20 protein-coding genes are annotated in these 17,638 nt (G+C 69.6%); 11 read left to right on the forward strand and 9 right to left on the reverse strand.

The window, feature by feature from the left end:
- The first annotated feature begins 68 nt into the window (after positions 1-68).
- From P3102_RS16100 to P3102_RS16120, 5 genes are all read left to right on the forward strand, one after another.
- Complete coding sequence (locus P3102_RS16100) at positions 69-263, forward strand: hypothetical protein (RefSeq protein ID WP_276370157.1); 195 nt, start codon at positions 69-71, stop codon at positions 261-263.
- On the forward strand, positions 247-558 hold the full coding sequence (locus P3102_RS16105) for a putative T7SS-secreted protein (RefSeq protein ID WP_276370158.1): 312 nt from the start codon (positions 247-249) through the stop codon (positions 556-558). Before P3102_RS16100 ends, P3102_RS16105 begins: the two co-directional genes overlap by 17 nt.
- 438 nt (positions 559-996) lie before the next feature.
- On the forward strand, positions 997-1,461 hold the full coding sequence (locus tag P3102_RS16110; protein WP_276370160.1) for a hypothetical protein: 465 nt from the start codon (positions 997-999) through the stop codon (positions 1,459-1,461).
- A gap of 4 nt (positions 1,462-1,465) precedes the next feature.
- Positions 1,466-1,840 carry a hypothetical protein gene (locus P3102_RS16115; protein ID WP_276370162.1) on the forward strand — a complete coding sequence of 125 codons (375 nt, stop codon included), beginning with the start codon at positions 1,466-1,468 and terminating at the stop codon, positions 1,838-1,840.
- Between the two features lie 153 nt (positions 1,841-1,993).
- A complete protein-coding gene (locus P3102_RS16120) occupies positions 1,994-2,251 on the forward strand; it encodes a hypothetical protein (protein ID WP_276370164.1) in 258 nt (85 codons plus the stop codon).
- Between the two features lie 177 nt (positions 2,252-2,428).
- Here P3102_RS16120 and P3102_RS16125 read toward each other — a convergent pair whose 3' ends face one another.
- The 5 genes from P3102_RS16125 to P3102_RS16145 form a co-directional block, all read right to left on the reverse strand.
- Entirely contained in the window at positions 2,429-3,391 is a 963-nt protein-coding gene (locus P3102_RS16125; RefSeq protein ID WP_276370166.1) for a pyridoxal-phosphate dependent enzyme, read from the reverse strand.
- Entirely contained in the window at positions 3,388-4,032 is a 645-nt protein-coding gene (locus tag P3102_RS16130) for a PAS domain-containing protein (RefSeq protein ID WP_276370168.1), read from the reverse strand. The genes P3102_RS16125 and P3102_RS16130 overlap by 4 nt, the downstream gene beginning before the upstream one ends.
- Positions 4,025-4,378: a RidA family protein gene (locus tag P3102_RS16135; RefSeq protein WP_276370169.1), complete on the reverse strand. Its 354-nt coding sequence runs from the start codon at positions 4,376-4,378 to the stop codon at positions 4,025-4,027. Before P3102_RS16135 ends, P3102_RS16130 begins: the two co-directional genes overlap by 8 nt.
- A gap of 212 nt (positions 4,379-4,590) precedes the next feature.
- Complete coding sequence (locus P3102_RS16140; RefSeq protein WP_276370171.1) at positions 4,591-6,159, reverse strand: multicopper oxidase family protein; 1,569 nt, start codon at positions 6,157-6,159, stop codon at positions 4,591-4,593.
- Entirely contained in the window at positions 6,156-6,563 is a 408-nt protein-coding gene (locus tag P3102_RS16145; protein WP_276370173.1) for a hypothetical protein, read from the reverse strand. The genes P3102_RS16140 and P3102_RS16145 overlap by 4 nt, the downstream gene beginning before the upstream one ends.
- 80 nt (positions 6,564-6,643) lie before the next feature.
- Here P3102_RS16145 and P3102_RS16150 point away from each other — a divergent pair, with 80 nt between their 5' ends.
- Positions 6,644-7,540 (forward strand): LysR substrate-binding domain-containing protein, encoded by an 897-nt coding sequence (locus P3102_RS16150; RefSeq protein ID WP_276370175.1) that lies wholly within the window; start codon positions 6,644-6,646, stop codon positions 7,538-7,540.
- 24 nt (positions 7,541-7,564) lie between these two features.
- Here P3102_RS16150 and P3102_RS16155 read toward each other — a convergent pair whose 3' ends face one another.
- From P3102_RS16155 to P3102_RS16170, 4 genes are all read right to left on the reverse strand, one after another.
- Positions 7,565-8,659 carry a S1 family peptidase gene (locus tag P3102_RS16155; protein WP_276370176.1) on the reverse strand — a complete coding sequence of 365 codons (1,095 nt, stop codon included), beginning with the start codon at positions 8,657-8,659 and terminating at the stop codon, positions 7,565-7,567.
- 285 nt (positions 8,660-8,944) lie between these two features.
- Positions 8,945-9,457 carry a hypothetical protein gene (locus P3102_RS16160; RefSeq protein ID WP_276370178.1) on the reverse strand — a complete coding sequence of 171 codons (513 nt, stop codon included), beginning with the start codon at positions 9,455-9,457 and terminating at the stop codon, positions 8,945-8,947.
- Positions 9,458-9,673: 216 nt separating this feature from the next.
- Positions 9,674-10,819, reverse strand: coding sequence for a GDSL-type esterase/lipase family protein (locus P3102_RS16165; RefSeq protein WP_276370179.1), 1,146 nt, complete (start codon positions 10,817-10,819; stop codon positions 9,674-9,676).
- A gap of 8 nt (positions 10,820-10,827) precedes the next feature.
- The gene (locus P3102_RS16170) at positions 10,828-11,400 is read right to left on the reverse strand and encodes a TetR/AcrR family transcriptional regulator (RefSeq protein ID WP_276370181.1); all 573 of its coding nucleotides are present in this window, start codon (positions 11,398-11,400) and stop codon (positions 10,828-10,830) included.
- Between the two features lie 279 nt (positions 11,401-11,679).
- Here P3102_RS16170 and P3102_RS16175 point away from each other — a divergent pair, with 279 nt between their 5' ends.
- The 5 genes from P3102_RS16175 to P3102_RS16195 all read left to right on the forward strand — a co-directional run bounded on the left by P3102_RS16175 (position 11,680) and on the right by P3102_RS16195 (position 17,637).
- A complete protein-coding gene (locus P3102_RS16175) occupies positions 11,680-12,678 on the forward strand; it encodes a hypothetical protein (RefSeq protein ID WP_276370183.1) in 999 nt (332 codons plus the stop codon).
- 184 nt (positions 12,679-12,862) lie between these two features.
- Positions 12,863-14,206 carry an FAD-binding protein gene (locus P3102_RS16180; protein ID WP_276370185.1) on the forward strand — a complete coding sequence of 448 codons (1,344 nt, stop codon included), beginning with the start codon at positions 12,863-12,865 and terminating at the stop codon, positions 14,204-14,206.
- Positions 14,207-14,252: 46 nt separating this feature from the next.
- The gene (locus P3102_RS16185; protein ID WP_276370187.1) at positions 14,253-14,999 is read left to right on the forward strand and encodes an EI24 domain-containing protein; all 747 of its coding nucleotides are present in this window, start codon (positions 14,253-14,255) and stop codon (positions 14,997-14,999) included.
- 272 nt (positions 15,000-15,271) lie between these two features.
- The gene (locus tag P3102_RS16190) at positions 15,272-16,585 is read left to right on the forward strand and encodes a hypothetical protein (protein WP_276370189.1); all 1,314 of its coding nucleotides are present in this window, start codon (positions 15,272-15,274) and stop codon (positions 16,583-16,585) included.
- Positions 16,582-17,637 (forward strand): hypothetical protein, encoded by a 1,056-nt coding sequence (locus tag P3102_RS16195; protein WP_276370190.1) that lies wholly within the window; start codon positions 16,582-16,584, stop codon positions 17,635-17,637. Before P3102_RS16190 ends, P3102_RS16195 begins: the two co-directional genes overlap by 4 nt.
- Position 17,638: the final 1 nt, after the last annotated feature.

Below are 17,638 nucleotides of genomic sequence, written 5' to 3' on the forward strand. Positions count from 1 at the left end.
TCCATGACCAGCAATCCTTCGCACTGCGAGGTCTGTGTGGCGACGCCGCTCTCTATGGGCACTCCGGCGTGCACAGCGCTCTCGCGGACTACTGCGCGCGATGGAGTCAAGGACTCGGCACGCTGACCGAGGACGCCGAGGTCGTCGGCGAGTTCCTGGAGCACGTCGCCAAGGCCTACCGCGGCACCGATGCGGCCGCGGCAGAAAACTGCGCCTGGACCCCGGCGAGGCGGTGGTCGAGGACTGATGGCCGAGCTTGGTGAGACATCGGATCCGCGTACCCTGGTGCCGGGCGATCCGGAAGCGATCGAAGAGAACGCCCGCGTACTGCATGGCCGACGCCAGGCAACCGGTCAAGTCGGTGACAGCCTCCGCCGGATCGATACCGGCTCATGGACCGGTCCAGCCGCAACGAAGTTCCATGACAAATTCAGCTATGAGCCGCCTAAATGGCTCGCTGCGTCCGATTCGTTCGAGGCGGTGGCCGAAGGGCTGTCCGCCTATGCCCAGACCCTGCGGTGGGCACAGGGGCAGGCCAGCGACGCTGTCCGCGTGTAGGACCAGGGGCAGACAGCGACTGCCCGCGCGAAGGCTCACCATGACCGCAACGTCGCCAACGCGGACGCTCAGAACCGGCAACGTGCGGCGAATGGCGACCCGACACGCGTCGCCGTCGCACCGTTCTCCGACCCTGGCGAAGCAACCCGGCAAGCGGCGCGCGACATCCTCGGCCGCGCGCGCCAGCAACTCACCGAAGCCGGAGATCGCGCTGCCGCGATCATCTCCGACGAGGCCGGCGGTGCGCCAACGGCCTCGGACTGGCTCGACGACGTCGGCGGTTTCGTCGCCGACTTCGGCGAAGGCGCCTGGAATGCCTTCTCAAGTTCCGCAGAGGGGATATGGAATCTCGTTTACCCCATCGGGGACCCAGGTAACCCCGATCATGACGGGATCACTGATATCGCCTCGGCGGCATGGCACGACGTCACGCACCCGGTGGAGTTCGGCAAGCAACTCATCGGCTGGAACGACTGGGCCGATCACCCCGGCAGGGCAAGCGGTCAGATCGTCGGTGGCCTGCTCCTTGGCGGGGCAGCGGCCAAATTCCTCAAGAATGCCCGCGCCGGGGAGAAACCGGACGCAGGTGGGGCGCCTCCGGTCAAGGCGAAGCTGTCCGAATACTTCGACCCGAACGGTGCGCCGCCGAAGGCGTCCGATCTGACACGCTATGCCGATGCGCAGGGGTGGCAGAAGCAGCAAACCCCGACCGGACCGGCGAAGTATGTCGATGACAACGGCGTGGTCCGAATGACCATCAAGGAGGGCAGTGGCCGGACTCCGGGCAGCGAGAACCCCCACGTCGAGCTGCGCAACGAGGACGGGGTCCGCACCGACCCACACGGCAATCCGGTGAGCAGGAAGAGCCCCGGTAACCACACACCGATCACCTGGGACCAATGAGCGCATGAAGAACTACACCGACTTCGCCGATCTCGCGCACGTCTTCCTCGAAGACAGCTACGTCCTCGCGATCGACGAAACTTCCGTCTCCCTGGCCTTCGAGCTGGACCTTGTTCTCACTCCCTCGCATCCGCGCTACCACGAGCCGCGGTCCGGCGAGCAGCACTGCTACGTGGACGCCGTGCTCACCGTCTCCGGTGCAACGAAGACCGACTGGGTCACGCGGTCAACCCAGACCTTCCACGACGCCACCGGCGAGGAAGACCTCGGCAACATCGACAGCTTCCGTTACCAGGATGGCTATTACGAAATCACTGGCGACTGGGGCCGCGTTCGGGTCTTCTCCACGGCCGAACCTAAGCTCAACATTAATGAATGACGAGTCGCACTGCGCGACTACGGGTTGCAGGAAGGACCCTCGGCGTGATCATGGACGAGCCGTTGTGCATGGTCGCCGAGACCAGAACGGCGACCGTGCACGCGCGCTCCGCTTTCGGCCACGTGGCCTGCTTGAGAAATCGATGGACGACGCGTGAGTCGCGTCGAGGCCGGACTGGGTGTGGTGTTCCGACGGACGTGCCGGCCGCCGACGCTGGGCGACGACCCCCATCCCGTTCGGGAATCCGGATACGACGAGTGCGTGAAGATCAGCGAAACCCGTCCCGCGCCGCACTGGAAGGACGCGAAACGCCGCACCGGCGACTTCCTGCCGCTGGCTGCTCTGCGCGAGGAGACGCTGGAAGCGCGCAACGACCCGGCGCGGGAATACAGCTTCGCCGGCACCGGCTGAACCAGGGGTGTCGCAGTCCCTGCGGTGGGCGCCCAGGCACCTCCACGCCACGCGCACCGGAACCCAATTCGCCGGAATGGCGCGGCTGTGGAAGCTTGTCGTTCGCCGTGAAGGAGGCCTTCACGAACTTTCGGAGCCCTTGAATATTACCGCAATCAGGTGACGAATTGCGGGTGGTTACCCGGCCGCGATCAGTTCGGCGAAGCGTTCCGGGCTGACGTTCCCGCCGCTGATGATCACGCCGACCCGCCCGGGACCGGGGATCCGCCCGCTGAGCAGCGCCGCGAGACCGGTGGCCCCGCTCGGCTCGATGACGAGCTTCAGCCGTTCGAACGCGAACCGCATGGCCTCGCGGATCTGGTCGTCGGTGACCAGCGCGATGTCGTCGACGAGGTTCCGGTTGATCGAGAAGGTCAATGCGCCGGGGATCTCGGCGGCCTGGCCGTCGGCGATGGTCCGCGGCACCGGGATCGACACGCGTTCTCCGGCCTCCAGCGAGCGTTTGGTGTCGTCGCCCGCGGCGGGTTCGACGCCGACGACCCGGATGCCGGGCCGCACGGCCTTCGCGGCGGTCGAGCTGCCCGCGATCAGGCCGCCACCGCCGACCGGGACGACGAGGGTGTCGAGAAATTCGGCGTCCTCCAGCAGTTCCAGCGCCGCCGTGCCCTGTCCGGCGATCACGTGCGGGTGTTCGTACGGCGGGATGAGCGCGAGGCCGCGTTCGGCGGCCAGCGCTTCACCGATCGCGACGCGGTCGCCGGTGTACCGGTCGTAGGTGACGATCTCGGCGCCGTAGCCCGCGGTGGCGTCCTTTTTGGACTGCGGGGCGTCCTCCGGGATCAGGATGACCGCGCTGCTCCCGAGTTCCCGCGCGGCGAGCGCGACAGCCTGGGCGTGGTTGCCCGAGGAATAGGCCGCGATGCCCTTGGCCAGCTGCTCCGGCGAGAGCCGCGAGGCGGCGTTGTACGCGCCACGGAACTTGAAGGCACCGACGCGCTGAAGGTTCTCGCACTTGACGAAGACCTCGGCGCCGACGAGGTCGTCGAGGGTCCGGGACCGCACGATCGGGGTCCGGTGCGCGACACCGGCCAGCCGGGTGGCGGCGTCACGGATGTCGTCGATGGTCACAGGGGCGGTCATGATGCTCCTTGCTCGCGGATTTCGGCGAGATAGTTGTAAGCGGAGGCGCGGGAGATCCCGATGCGGGCGGCGACCCGGGGCACGGCCCGCCGCATGGCGAAGACGCCCCGCGCGTGAAGACCGCGGAACAGGTCGAGCCGTTCTTCACGGCTGAGCGCGGCCCAGGGTTTGTTCAGCCGGAGCTGGTGTTCGTCGACGATCGCGTCCACCACCGCGTCGACGTCGTCGCCGAAGGTGGTGGTCGGTGTTTCGGTGGCGGCACCGACATCGGCGAGCTCACCGACCAGGGTCTTGAGCCGGCCCAGCGCGGTGACGTCGAGGTTCACGCACAGCGCGCCGAACACCGAACCGCCGCTGTCGCGCAGCAGCATGGTCGAAGACTTCACCAGCTTCCCGGACGCCGTCCGCGTGACGTAGTTCAGCTGGTCTTCGGCGTCGTCGCCGCGGGCGAGCAGGCCCATGCCGATCTCGCTCATCGATCCGCCCACCCGGCGGTCGGTGACCGAGCCGGCGATCGCGACCACGGATTTCTCCGGACGGCGGAAGTCGTGCACCACGACCTCGCAGAACGAGCCGAGCGTCGCCGCGATGCCGTCGGCGACCGGGGCGAGCGCGTCGAGGATCGTGTCCTGCTCAGACATCGCGTACTCGGGCGAGAGCCTCGACCTCGACGGCGCCGCCATAGGGCAGGGACGCGGCGCCGACACAGGTCCGGGCGGGCCGGGGTTCGGCGAAGAATTCTTCGTAGACACGGTTGAGGCCGTCGCGGTCGGCGATGTCGGTCAGGTACACGACGACCCTCACCACGTCGGCCCGCGTCGCGCCCGCCGAACGCAGCGCGGCGTCGAGGTTGGCGAAGGCCTGCGGGCATTCGGCGTCGAAGCCGCCGGATACCAGTGCCCCGGTCCCGGTCACGCCCAGCCGTCCGGACACGGAGACCAGGTCGCCACTGCGGAAGGCGGGCGGATACGGATGCTCGGCGGTCACGAGACTGACTGTATAAGCCTTGGATGAAAAGTCCAAGCGGCTATCGAGTGACGTACCGCTCACGGCGAGGAGGGCGGTGTGCCGCCTGCGCGCACTCCGATCGCCGCCCGCCGATCTCGCTGCCGTCCGGTTGATCGTGAGTGGCGTTTCAGGTGCCAGAGAGCCGAAGGGCGACCGCGCTCGCGGCCTGGGCTGAGCCTTCCCGGCATCGCTCAGACCACCTCGAAGTTCGCCATCATCGCCATGTCCTCGTGTTCGGCGTTGTGGCAATGGAAGACGTAGCGGCCGCGGTAGCCGTCGAAGCGGGCGATGACCTCGACCGACTCGCCGGGGCCGAGGTCCACGGTGTCCTTGACACCGCCGTCGAACGGCCCTGGCGGTCGCCCGCCCCGCGAGAGGATCCGGAAACCCACCAGGTGCAGATGCACGGGATGGTGGATGTCGGCCACGAATCGCCAGATCTCCACGTCCCCGAGGCGGGGGCTCGCCGACATCAGGTCCGGCGAGAACGGTTCCCCGCCGATCACCCAGCCCGCGCGACCGTGGACGGTGCCGGCACGGAACGAGAACTCGCGCGTGGTCGTGGCCTGTTCGCGAGTGAGCGGCGGAATCTCGCCGAGCTTCGCCGGGATCCGGCTGTCGTCCGGTGCGCGGCGCGCGACGACGAACCGCATGACCCGGGCGGTCGAGCCGGTGCCGAGCCGGTTCACCAGGGTGACCTCGGTGCCGACCGGATACCGGCCGAAGTCGACGACGAGGTCGTACCGTTCCGCCGGCGCGAGGGGAAGGTGGTCGTGTTCGCGCGGCGCGTCGAGGAGGCCCTGGTCGCCACCGATCTGGACGAAGCCACCTCCGCCGGGTGGTGGCGGATCCAGCGCCAGGTCGTAGCGCCGGGCGTTGGAGCCGTTGAGGACACGCAGGCGGTAGTTGACGGCCGCCACCTCGTGTGTCGGCCACGGTGCGCCGTTGACCAGGATGACGTCACCGAAAACGCCCTCCACATAAGCGCTTTCCACACCCGGCGTGGTCCGCAGGGACCGGTCGAGAGAGGGATACGCGAAGGCGCCGTGCTCGTCGAAAGAGCGGTCGGCGATCATCAGCGGCAGTTCACGGTCCCCGGCCGGGAGCCCCAGCGAGTCTTCCTCGTCGTCGCGGACCAGATGGAAACCGGCCAGGCCCCGGTACACGGCCGGACCGGTGAAGTCCATGCGGTGGTCGTGGTACCACAGGGTCGCGGCGCGTTGCCGCAGTGGGAAGACGTAGTCGCGTTCGCCGGTCGTGATCTTGGCGCGCGAGTCGGCCATGCCGTGTCCGGTGTGCCCGGTGAGCCAGCCGGAGCGCGGCAGGACGAGGTCGGTCGGATAGCCGTCGGACTCGGCGGGCGTGTGCCCGCCGTGCAGGTGGACCACGGTCGGGACGGGAAGTTCGTTGCGATGGTGCGCCACCACCGTCCGGTCCCGCCGTGATTCGATCGTCGGACCCGGGAAGATGCCGTCGTAGCCCCAGATCGGCGTCCGGACACCGGGCAGGATCTCGGCCGTCGCGGCCCGCTGGGTGATCGTGTAGTGGTCGGCGTCGGCGGTCCTTTGTGGACGCAGGACCGGCGGGATCGGCAGCGGTACCCGGAACGGCTCCGGCAGCGGGAGTGCGCTGCGCAGCAGCTCGCCCGTTCCCGGCGTGCCCTGCGCGAGCAGGCGGGGAGCGGTGATCCCCGCGGCGACGAGGACGCCGGCCCCACCGGCGAGCCCGAGGAAGGTCCGGCGGGGGAGACGGCGGCTCATCGGCCCGCCCGCGAGGGCTGCGGCCGCCAGACGGCGATGGTGGTCAGCATCGTTCCGGTGACCAGGGCGACGCCGAGCGGGACGTGCAGATCGAGCGCGCCCGCCATTCCGGCGAGGTACTGCGCGGACTCGCCCGCCGCGAGCAGCAGGCTGATCCAGAACAGCCAGCGTGGTCCGCGCGCCAGCCACAGGACCAGCGCGGCCAGGAGCTGCGCGTACGCCAGGTAGGACACCGCGTCGGCGCCCCAGCGATGCAGCCAGAGCATGTCGTAGTCGCCGCCGAGATAGCCACCGGCGAACACGGGCTGGCCGATGATCGCGACGGCGTGGGCGGTCACCAGCACCCGGTTCAGCACCAGCGTGCCGTTCGCCCTCCGGTTCGGGCCGGTCAGGGTTTCACTCACGTGGTCGAACGTAAGAGCCGTCGCCTTATGCTGTCCAAGACAAGATCGGTCATCTGCTCATAACAGGCGAGGTATCAGCAGTGGATCTTCTAGCGCTCCGATACTTCCAGACCGTCGCCCGGCTCGAACACGTCGGCCGCGCCGCCGAGAAGCTGCGTGTCGCGCAACCCTCGCTCAGCCGGACCCTGGCCAGACTGGAAAACGACCTGGGGGTGCCGCTGTTCGACCGCCACGGCCGCCGGATCCGGCTCAACCGGTTCGGCACCGCGTTCCTCCGCCGCGTCGATCGGGCACTCGGCGAACTCGACGACGCCCGGCAGGAACTCGACGACGCCGCCGGACTGGACCGCGGGGCGGTCACCGTCGCGGCCGAGAGTCTGCTCGTGCTCACCGAACCGCTGCGTACCTTCGTCCCCGGTCATCCGCTGGTGGACGTGCGGCTGTCCCAGTCGTCGGGGGAGGGGATGGCGGAGAAGCTGCTCTCCGGTGACGCCGACCTGTGCGTCACGTCGCAACCGTTGTCCGGCACCGACATCCACAGTCGCGTGCTGCTCGACGAGAAGGTGATGCTCTGCGTGCCGTCCGGTCACCGGCTCGCCGGACGCGGTCACGTCGGGCTCGCGGATCTCGAGGGGGAGCCGTTCCTCACCACGCGGCCCGGTTACTGGCAGCGTGCGCTCGTCGACCGTCTTTTCGCGAAGGCCGGTCTTGAGCTGCACGTCGTGTGCGAGGGCGACGAAGCCGCGGTGCTCTTCCAGCTCGTCGACGCCGGACTCGGCATCGCGCTGGTGCCCTCACTGGGACTGCGGGCGGGCACCAGCCCGACGGTGGTCTGGCTCGACGTCGACGATCCGGACTGTCGCCGGGTGCTCAGCGTCGCGTGGCGCGAAACCACCTATCTTTCCGTTGCCGCCCAGCGTTTTCGTGACCACATCATCGACTGTTTCCACGCACGGGCCGAGCCCCGGTCACGGTGACCAGGGCCCGGCCTTCGGACGTGCTTACGGGTTGAGCGTGACGCTGTAGGCGCTCAGTGCTTCCCCGATGGGCTGGTAGTACGAGGTGCCGCTGCCCTTGCCGGAGGTGATGCCGAGCCCGACGCTGCCGGAGAAGAGGCAGCCGCCGGAGTCACCGGGGTTGGCCAGCGCGTTGGTCTGGATCAGCTGGTGCACCGCGCCTTCTGCGTAGTTCACCGTGACGTTCAGCCGCTGCACCGAACCGGACGTGAGCCGGGTGGTGCTGCCGCTCTTGCTGATCCGCTGCCCGACGGTGGCGGTACCGGCGGAGGCGATCCGCTGGGTGGAGCCGTTCCACAGGGTGACGGCCCCGGGCGCGCTGCCGGTGGTGTTGCGGATCAGGCCGTAGTCGTTGGTCGGGAAGCTGGCGCCCTGCGACGGTCCGACGTTCCACTGCGACACCGCGCGGGTGCAGTGCCCGGCGTCGAGGATGTAGTTCTGGCCGCCGCGGTTGGTGTTGAACCCGACCGAGCAGCGGGTGCCGCCGCCGGTGATGGCCTCGCCGTTGTAGATCGCGGTGTGCATCTCGCCGGTGGTCCGCTCCACCCGCACCCGGTCACCGAGCGCTTCGGCGGCCTTCACGAGAGCCTCGGTGCCCTTCGCCGCGTCGGAGATGGTCAGCACGACCTGGTTGCTCTTCGGGTCGAGGCCGATCGACGTGTGCGCGACGGCGGGGAGCGCCTGCAAGGCGTTCTGTGCCCCCGCCAGCGCCGCGCTGGAGTGCTTGACCACGCGGGCCCGGGCCCCCGTCGCGGTCACCTGGTCCGCGGCGGCCTGGTCCAGCACGTTCACCACCGGCTTGGCGGCGTCGTCGAGGTAGCCGTCGGCGGCACGGGCACCGAGCGACGCGGTGACCTTCCGCAGCGTTTCGACACTGGCCGTCTGCGTCCGGAGGAACTCGACGGCGGCGGCCTTGCTGATCCCGGCTTCCGAGGCGAGAGACGTCACGGCTTCGTGCTGCACCGTGGGGGAGTAACCCGCGATGGTGGTGGCAGTGGCCGTGGACGGGGCGAGAAAGCCGATGACCGCGGCTGCGGCCACCAGTGTGGTGGCGGTACGAGCCAGGGGGTTTGTGCGCATACCGGTTGCTCACTTTCGCGAGGGAGGATCCAGCGCGAGGGGTGGCCGCACTGGACGCGGTGGGTAGCCGGGCACGGTCGAGCCTGCCCGGCACCGGTGATCCGGTGCCGATCATGGTGAGCGCGTCCCCGGCGGGCGGGTACCGACTTTCGTTGGACAGGAAGAAAGATAGGTACCGCGAAAGCGGGCTACCGACGTATACGCGCACAGTAAACGCGGTCGCCTCGGGAGCAGGGGAGAGGGCGGGTGCTCGTCGGCCCGGAACGGCGATGGATCCCGGAGTTCTCAGGTCCGGTACGGCCCATGGTCGCCGATGTCCGGACTCACGTGCGGATGCTGGCCCTCTTGTCCGGGCACCGGCGTGACGGTCGGCTGCCAGACCGCGTCCTTCGGCGTCTGCCTGGTCGTGCGATCGGCGTCGAGCCTGTTCGGAGACTGGAAGCGGTCGGCCTCGCGCTCGTGGAAGTGGGCCTCGACGACGTCGTCCTGTCGCTGGCGGGCGAGCACGGACAGGGTGAGTACGTGCGCCACGGCCATCAGCAACAGGAAGACGCCCAACCTGCCCACCAGCGCGGCCAGCGAACCGGACCACCCTGGTCCCACGACCGAAAGCAGGGCCAGCACGCCGATGGCGACCAGGTGGAAGACGGTGACCACCATCCACGCCGCCGATCCGGTCCCCTCGCCGCCCTCTCGTGGCCGCAGATAGCGCCGAGCGCCCCGGTAAAGGATCTGGCCGTCCGCGACGATGAAGATCAAACCGATGATCAGGAACCCCGGAAGCTCGTTGTCGGGCATCTCTTCCTCCTTCGTTCGCTGTCGGATACCCGGGGACGGGAGTGTGCCGAGCTTTCGGGCCGGGTCTTACCGGATCGGGTGACCCGAGCCTGGTCGACGGAGTGACGCTGCTCGCTCTCCGTGCTGAACAGCGCCGGAAGATCCCGGCAAGACCGCGCCATGCCTCAGCTCAGCCGAGAAAACCGGACCCTCACACCTTCGGGGTGCCTCCCGGCATCAGTCGAGGACACGTCGCAGGTACTTCGCGAAGCGCTCCCCGATGAGCCGGTGCGTGGCCGCGTCCGGATGCAAGCGATCGGGCAGCGGAAGCTCGGCATGGTCGGCCTCGCCGTACAGTGCCTGGCCGTCGACGTAGCGCAGATTCGGCTCGGTCGTGCTCCGCTCCTCGACGATCCGGGCGAGTTCCCTGCGGATCACGGTGAGGGTCAATTTCCCCGCGGCGGTTTCCGCGGGATCACCGGTGGCCCTGAACCGCACTTTTCCTTCCCGCAGGCCGTCGGGGTCGAACTGGCCGGGCCCCGGGGTGTGCTCGTGGATGGGGCAATGGATCGGTGAGACGACCAGCACCGGCGTGGTGGGATGCCCTTCCCGGATGGTGTCCAGGAAACCGTGCACCGCCGGGCCGAACGCGCGCAGCCGCATCAGGTCGGCGTTGACGACGTTGATGCCGATCTTGACGCTGATCAGGTCCGCGGCCGTGTCCCGCAGCGCGCGGGCGGTGAACGGATCGAGCAGCGCACTGCCACCGAAGCCCAGATTGACCAGTTCGACGTTGGCGAGAGCCGCGGCCGTGGCGGGCCAGATCCCGGTCGGGGTCGCCGCGTTGGAGCCTTGGCTGATGGAACTGCCGTGGTGCAGCCAGGTCTTGCGGCCGCTCGACGGTGCGCTGTGGACGGCCGCGTCGGTGCGCAGGGCGACCAGCCGGGTCGTTTCGTTGTGCGGCAACCAGATTTCGACGTTCTTCTCGTCGGCGGGCAGGCCGGTGAAGCGCACGGTGCGCACGGGTCCGAGCCGGTGCGTTCTGGCGCCGGTGGCCATGTCGACGCTGATCGTGTCGCCTTCGGTCACGCTCGCTCGTCCCGCGAGCCTGCCGTCGGCGAGCAGCTCGAACACGCCGTCGGGCCGGGGTGGCACGCCGGCGAGGACCCGTTTGGTGGCGATGACGTCCAGTTCGACGATCGTGGCCGCGGTGCGGAGGACCAGCCGCACGCCGGACGGTTGCGATTCCGCCGTGGCCAGCTGATCGTCGGGGATCTGCCGCCTGGCGCGTGCGGGCAGCCGGTGGGGGAGGACACCGCGTTCGGTGTACTCGAGGTCCAGTGCGCCGCGGACGAGGGCGGCGGTGATCGGGGTCGTGCGCATGTCTCCGGTCATTTCGTTCGGGGCCAGGCGCGCAGCAGGAGGTCGAGCGCGTCGAGGATCTCGGTCCAGCTCTCCTGCGAGCCGGGGGAGCTGTGGCTGAAGCCTCCGGCGGCCTCCAAGCCGACGTAACCGCTGAAGACGCTGCCCAGCAGGCGGACGGCGTGCGTCTGCTGCGGTTCGGCCAGGTCGTAACCACGGAGCATCGCCCGCATCAGCTCGGCGTGCCGGACGCCGGCACTGGTGACGGCCTTCTCCGGGGCGAGCCGGAACCTGGCGGCGGTGAACCTGCCGGGATGTTCGAGGGCGTAGTCGCGGTGGACGTTCGCCAGGGCGAGCAACGCGTCCTTGCCCGCCAGGCCCGCCACCGCGGTGGCGGCGCGGTCGGCGAGTTCGGTCAAGGCCAGCAGGGCGATCTCGGTCTTCAGCTCGTGGGCGTTCCTGACGTGCGAATACAGACTCGCCGTCTTGACGCCGCATCGCTTCGCGAGCGCTGTGGGAGTCACCTGCTCGAAGCCGATCTCGTCGGCCATCTCCGCGCCCGCCCGGACCACGCGTTCCGTGGTCAGTCCCGCTCTCACCATGCTTGCCAGTCTACCATAATACATTCGGAAATTGCCTAACACAATTAGGAACGGGAAAGTTGGGTTCGGTAGCGCCGGGTGCGACGAAGACTGGGTGCGACCGAACGAAGGCGAGCGTGACGAACACAGTGGACCCGGCCCATGCCCGGGACGGGCGCCTGAGCGGTCACCCTCGACCGAGGTTCCGTGACCGGCCCGAAGTGCCGGCGCTCTGGTGCCACCCCGCCTCGGTGACCGGCTGCCCGCGGACCGAGCGCCGCCCGGAAATCTGGAGTCATCTTGACGCCACTCGCCCTTGTCCGCGGTTTCCTGGCCGGGATCGTCTTCGGGACGACCCTGTGCGCGTTCGTCGTGGGCATCGTCATCGAGTACGTTCCGCTGATCGTCGCCGGCCTCGGACTCCCCGTCGGTTACGGGATCCTGCGCTACCTCGCCGGGGTGCCGCGCCGCGCCCGCGAGGCGGCGACCGTCCCGGTCATCGCGCTGGCCAAGATCGAGAGCCTCCGGGCGGGCGGCACCGAGACCGGCGACATCCCGGTCGACTTCGTGCTGACCGTGGCCCCCGACGGCGAGACGTCGTACCGTTTGAAGGTCACCCACGGCATCAACCTGGTCGACATCCCGAATCACCGGCCGGGCAACGTCCTCGTCGTCCAGTACCCGCCGGACCGGCCGTGGAAGGCGCGGATCGTGGAGCGGCCGTCACCGGAGTGGGAGCGTCGCGTGGCCGCGGCCGCGATCGAGTCCGCTCCGGAGTCCACTCTGGTGCAGGAACCGCCGGAGGGCTGCGCTCACGGCGCGTTCACGATCCTCGGGGTGCTGCTCGGCGCCGCGCTCGTGCTGTTCCTGTTCCGCGCGGAGTTGTTCACCCCGGAAGCACCGGCGCCGACGGAAGAGACCGAGTCCAGCGTGACCACGTCGTCCTCGGGATCCGCGACCGTGGACGTCGACAGATCCCTGCTGGGAGAAGGGGAATTGCGCCGGGCGATCGACGCGCTGGCGCAGGCCGCGGACGTTTCCCGGGTGCTCACCGCGGTCGTCGAGGACCGGCGGCTGACCGTGGTCTTCGCGCCGACGGAGGCCCGGGTACCGCGGTTCGACCTCCGCGAACTGGCGGCCGACCGCGTGCCCGCCCTGGTCAGGAGGGCGACGGCGACGATCGAGGTCGGTTCGCCGCAGACCTGGCAGGTCACGATCGTCCCGTTCGGGACCGCCGTGAGCAGCAGGGTGATCGTGACCGGCCCCGGCGGCAGCGGCTCACTCGCGGACGGTGGCTGAAGCCGCGGCCCTCCCTGGTCGGCTCGTCGTCGTAGCGGCGCTGGTGCGGTTCGGCGATCTTCGCGCCCACTGTTGGCCAGTGGAAGCCTTTTCTCGGCACGTCACGTCAATCTCGCAGCGGAGGCAGGAGTTCGCGTCGGTGAAAATCGCGCTTGGACATGCCCGGACTCGGTAGCGTGCGGGTATGACCGCCGAGATCTTGCCCGCCATCGCCGGAGAGATCCTCACCGGAGAAGCGGAGCTGTCCGTCGTGAGCCGGGACTGGGGAAACCTCGTCCACGCCAGGCCTGGCCTGGTGGTGAGGCCCGCTTCGGTGACCGATGTGGCCGTGGTGCTCAGGTTCGCCGCCGCGCGCGGGCTGCCGGTCGCCGCCCGCGGTGCCGGGCATTCGCCGTACGGTCAGGGACAGGTCGAGGGCGGGATCCTGCTGGACATGACCGCGCTGCCGCCGCGCCGGGTGGTCACCGGCGAGCTGGTTTCCGTGGACGCGGGTGCTCGCTGGCGTGAGGTGCTGGAAACGACTCTGCCGCACGGGCTGACCCCTCCGGCGCTCACCGACTACCTCGAGCTGACCGTCGCGGGCACGCTGGTGGTCGGCGGGATCGGCGGTGCCGCCCACCACCACGGCACCCAGACCGACAGCGTGGTGGAACTGGAGGTGGTCACCGGCGCCGGCGAGGTGGTCACCTGCTCGCGCGAGAGAGACAAGGACCTGTTCGACGCCGTCCTCGCCGGTCTCGGGCAATGCGGGGTCGTCACCCGCGCGACCCTGCGCCTGATCCCGGCCCCGGTGCGGGCTCGCCGGTGGAAGCTCTACTACGACTCCCTTCCGGTGTTCCTGGCCGATCAGCGCGCCGTCGTCCGCGATGGACGTTTCGACTACGTGGAGGGCCAGCTGATCCCCGTCGACGGCGGTTGGCGGTACATGCTGGAGGCGGTCGCCTACTCCACGCCGCCCGGCGAGCCGGACGAAGACGCGCTGCTGCACTCGCTCGATTTCGGCGAATCCGAAGACGAGGACACGACGTACTTCGACTTCCTGAACCGGATGGCCGACGGCGAGGCGGCCTTGCGTGCGGAGGGAAGCTGGTTTCATCCCCACCCCTGGCTGAACGTGTTCCTCACCGACGACACGGTCGAGCACTTCGTGGCCGAAACCCTCGCCGTCACCGGCGAACCCGAACTGGGTGCCACGGGACTGATCCTGCTTTATCCGGTGCGGAACGACCGGTTGAATACCCCGCTGTTCAGCGTGCCCCCGGGTGAGCTCTCGTGGCTCTTCTGCCCGCTGCGCGCCGGTTCCCCCCACGACCCGCTGCACAACGCGCGTTTGCTGGAACTCAACGTGGAGCTCTACCGGAAGGCACGGGATCTGGGCGGTAAGGCATACCCGACCAACGCGCTGCCGATGTCCACAGAGGACTGGCGCGTGCACTTCGGCCCCGCCTGGCCGAAGCTCGCCGAGGCGAAGGCCCGGTACGCGCCGGGCAACCTGCTCAACCCGGGGCAGCGGCTCCGGGTGCCTTGAGGACCGCGGCCACGACCGGACATCCCGGACACTGTAGAAAGGTCCGATGCGGGATTTCTTCAAGGGTTTCCGGATGTTCGGGCAAGGGCTCGGCATCCTGGCGCGATCGCCGAAGCTGCTCCTGATCGGGGCGTTGCCCGCGGTGCTGACCACGCTGCTGCTGATCGGCGGGATCGTCGCGCTGGCGTTCTGGATCGACGATCTCTCCCTGCTGATCACCCCGTTCGCCGACGACTGGTCGCCGGGCTGGCAGACGACGGTCCGGGTGGCGGTCGGGGTCGCGGTGTTCGGGGCGGTGCTGGCCATCGCCATGATCGGGTTCACCGCGCTCACCCTCGCCGTCGGCGGGCCGTTCTACGAGCACATCGCGGAGCAGGTCGAGGACGACCTCGGCGGGGTGCCGGGCGCGGTGGACCTCTCGTGGTGGCGGTTGCTGGTGATGGGCCTCAAAGACGGGCTGTCCCTGGTGCTGCGCTCGCTGATGTTCACGATCCCGCTCCTGCTCGCGGGCTTCATCCCTGTGGTGGGGCAAACCGTCGTGCCGGTCCTGCTGGCCTTGGTCACGGCGTGGTTCCTGGCGCTGGAACTGATCGCCGTGCCGTTCTACCGGCGCGGGATGGATCTGAAGCGGCGGCGGACGCTGTTGCGCCGCCATCGCGCGCTCGCCCTCGGACTGGGGCTTCCCGTGTCACTGCTGTGCCTGATCCCGTTCGCCGCGCTGATCGTGATGCCGATGGGCTTCGTCGGCGGCGTACTCGTCGCCCGCGAGGTCCTCGCGGCGGAAGCGGCCTGAGCTTTTCCGATGCTTCCCCGGTGGTCCGTGAAGGCCTCCTTGAGGGACCCAGGGTCTCTCAAGGAGGCCTTCACGGACCGTCGAGCATCCGGCCGTGTACTAGCCGACGGGTTCGATCCAGATGGTGCGGAATCGCGGAGATCGTGTTCGACCGGCTTTCACGGGCAGCGCTTCGGGTTGCTCGCGACATCCGCCGGCCGCCCGTCACGCGTCACCGACCGGCCTCGCCACGACTCTCGGATAGAGTCGCGACCGGTACGAGGGGAGGTCGGTTGACGACGGAATCGGGCGGGCCCCGGCTGCGTTCGGCCGTCCTCACCCAGGCCTGGCAACGCATCGACGGTGTCGAGATCCTGTCGTCGGCCGACGGCGGACCGCTGACCCGGACGATCAAGAAGATCATCGACCCGCTGGTGATCCGCACGGCGGCGCGTCCTCGGCTGGGGCGTCCCGTGCTGGACCAGGTCGCGGCGGCGGAGGTGACGGAGCTGCTGCTGGCCGACGCCGATCGGTTGCGTGCGACGGCCGCGTGGTTCACCCACCTCAAACGCCGGCGCCGTGCCCTGCGCATCACGGCGGGCAACGTCCAGGACGTCTGTTTCCCCCTGGCGTACGAGTTGGCCACGGGCTTCGGCACACCCGGTCCGGACGCGGCGGAGACGGCCGCGGCGGCGCTGCGGGAGCTGCACGGCGAGAGCGGCGCGGCGGGTGTCGACCAGCTCACCGCGTATCTCGCGGATCCCCGGCGTTCCGCGGAGCTGACCGAGGAGTTGCATCACCGCTGGTACGCCGAATCCCCCTTGCCGCACGACCTTTCCGCCCTCCGGACGTTCGTCCACGAGCTTTCCGACACCGCCTGGCGTGCCCTCGCCGATTCGGCCGCCGGGCACGCCCTCGGACTCGGGCTGCGACGGCCGGGCGGGGCCCGGTCCCTGACCGAAGCCGTCCGAGAGATTTCCGGGCTCCCGGCTCCGGATCTTGGACTCCAGCGCGGGGAACGCACCGCCGTCCCACCTCTCGACCGACGCGACGAAACCGGGGCCGGACTCCTCGAACGCAGTGTCGAACGACGGGTACGCGCGACCTTGCGCCGTCTTCCTCCGGACGAGCGGGCTCCCGTCGCCGACCTCGTCGACGACGAACTCGCCAGGGTCGCCGCCGGATTCGGGCTCGGCCAGCCGGCGTTGGCCGTCTGCTTCGCGCTCGGTGTCGTCCTCGCGCCCGCGTTGCGACCGCTCGACGGCGCGGCGCCCGCGGGTGTCCCGGAATTCGCGCGGCGACTCAACGCCCAGGTGGCGCGGGAGGGCTACGTCCTGCACGCCCGCCGCGCCCTCGCCGGGACCACGCCGCTCACGCCGCGGCCCGACGCCGAACTCCTGCGCGATCTTCGCGAGTTCGCCAAGCAGTTCCTCAGCCGGTTGTGGGTCCGGCTGCACGGTTTCGACGTCCGGGGTGACCTGCCGGCCGACGCCGCGGACGTACGCGATCTCGTCACCGGTGTGGTCCGTTCGACGTCGCTGGATCTGCGGACGAAGGTGCGCCGCTCGCTCACGGCCCGTCTGCCGGATCTGGAGGCCGTCTCGTGACACATCCGGTGCACACACCCGTACTCGCGGCCGACGGCGGCCTCATCCACTTTCCCCTCGCCGATCTCCTCGCCGGCCGGACGACCACGATGCACCTCGAACTCACCGACGCCGGGGCGGCCGAGCCGTGGCTGACCCGGCTCGCGGGCGCGGAAGCCGGTCTCGCCGCGCTCGGCCAAGGCCAGGCGGACCTCGCCGCCACGCCGGAACTGGGCCGACTCGCTTTGCTGCTCTGGCTGCGTCGCTGGTGGCCCGCCGGTCCGTCGCTCGGCATTCCCTCGCTGAATCCGGCGTTGCTGGACCTCGAAACGGCGGTCGCGACGGCGGACGTGGAGGACGTGGCCGAAGGCATCCTCGACGGTTTCGAAGCCACCCCGGCCGAGCTGTTCGACACGGCGATCGCGGACGACGGCCTTCTCGTCGCCGCGGCGCCGGTCGCCGCCGAAGTCCGGGCGCTGTGCACTCGCCTCGCGGCTTGGTTCGATGACCAGGACGACGCCGTACGCGCCGAAGCGGCGGCGGAAGTGCCGGCTCGCTTGGAAAGGGCGGTACCTGGCCAACGTGCGTACGCGCTGGCCGCGGGTGTCGATCCGGCCACACCCGGCGAAGGCGTACTCGCGAGCGGACGAGCGAGCGTCGACTGGGCACGAGTGCCGCCGGGCATCCTGGACGCCGCGGAGGACACGGTGACGTGGCGGATCGTCGCCGGCGCGGCCGCCACCCGGCTCGAAGTCGCTGTCGCGGGCGCGTTCGCCGACGCGGCGATCACCGCGTTCGCGACGCACGAGGGCGAGCCGTTCGCGGAAGTGCCGTTGTCGCTGGGCGCCGGGCGGTTCACCGGCACGGCCGGCCTGGACGAGGCCGCGGCCAGGCTCGCCGCTCGTGTCCTACCCGGACAGATCACCCTTGTCGTCGGCGTGACGGACGAAGGGGTCGCCGAGACCACGGCGGAAGACCGGGCGGAAGTGGTCGCGCTCGTGCGAGCCCGCCCACCGGAGACCAGGACGCTCGCCGAGCGGGCGGCGGCCGCTTCCGCCGACGAGGAGTTCTGAC

This window comes from Amycolatopsis sp. QT-25 (assembly GCF_029369745.1).
GTDB lineage: Bacteria > Actinomycetota > Actinomycetes > Mycobacteriales > Pseudonocardiaceae > Amycolatopsis.

Excerpts from the sequence above, each read along its gene's own strand:
- P3102_RS16105 (WP_276370158.1), top strand. The coding sequence starts at position 247 with ATGGCCGAGCTTGGTGAGACATCGGATCCGCGTACCCTGGTGCCGGGC.
- P3102_RS16115 (WP_276370162.1), top strand. The coding sequence starts at position 1,466 with ATGAAGAACTACACCGACTTCGCCGATCTCGCGCACGTCTTCCTCGAA.
- P3102_RS16125 (WP_276370166.1), bottom strand. The coding sequence starts at position 3,391 with ATGACCGCCCCTGTGACCATCGACGACATCCGTGACGCCGCCACCCGG.
- P3102_RS16130 (WP_276370168.1), bottom strand. The coding sequence starts at position 4,032 with ATGTCTGAGCAGGACACGATCCTCGACGCGCTCGCCCCGGTCGCCGAC.
- P3102_RS16140 (WP_276370171.1), bottom strand. The coding sequence starts at position 6,159 with ATGAGCCGCCGTCTCCCCCGCCGGACCTTCCTCGGGCTCGCCGGTGGG.
- P3102_RS16155 (WP_276370176.1), bottom strand. The coding sequence starts at position 8,659 with ATGCGCACAAACCCCCTGGCTCGTACCGCCACCACACTGGTGGCCGCA.
- P3102_RS16160 (WP_276370178.1), bottom strand. The coding sequence starts at position 9,457 with ATGCCCGACAACGAGCTTCCGGGGTTCCTGATCATCGGTTTGATCTTC.
- P3102_RS16165 (WP_276370179.1), bottom strand. The coding sequence starts at position 10,819 with ATGCGCACGACCCCGATCACCGCCGCCCTCGTCCGCGGCGCACTGGAC.
- P3102_RS16170 (WP_276370181.1), bottom strand. The coding sequence starts at position 11,400 with ATGGTGAGAGCGGGACTGACCACGGAACGCGTGGTCCGGGCGGGCGCG.
- P3102_RS16180 (WP_276370185.1), top strand. The coding sequence starts at position 12,863 with ATGACCGCCGAGATCTTGCCCGCCATCGCCGGAGAGATCCTCACCGGA.
- P3102_RS16185 (WP_276370187.1), top strand. The coding sequence starts at position 14,253 with ATGCGGGATTTCTTCAAGGGTTTCCGGATGTTCGGGCAAGGGCTCGGC.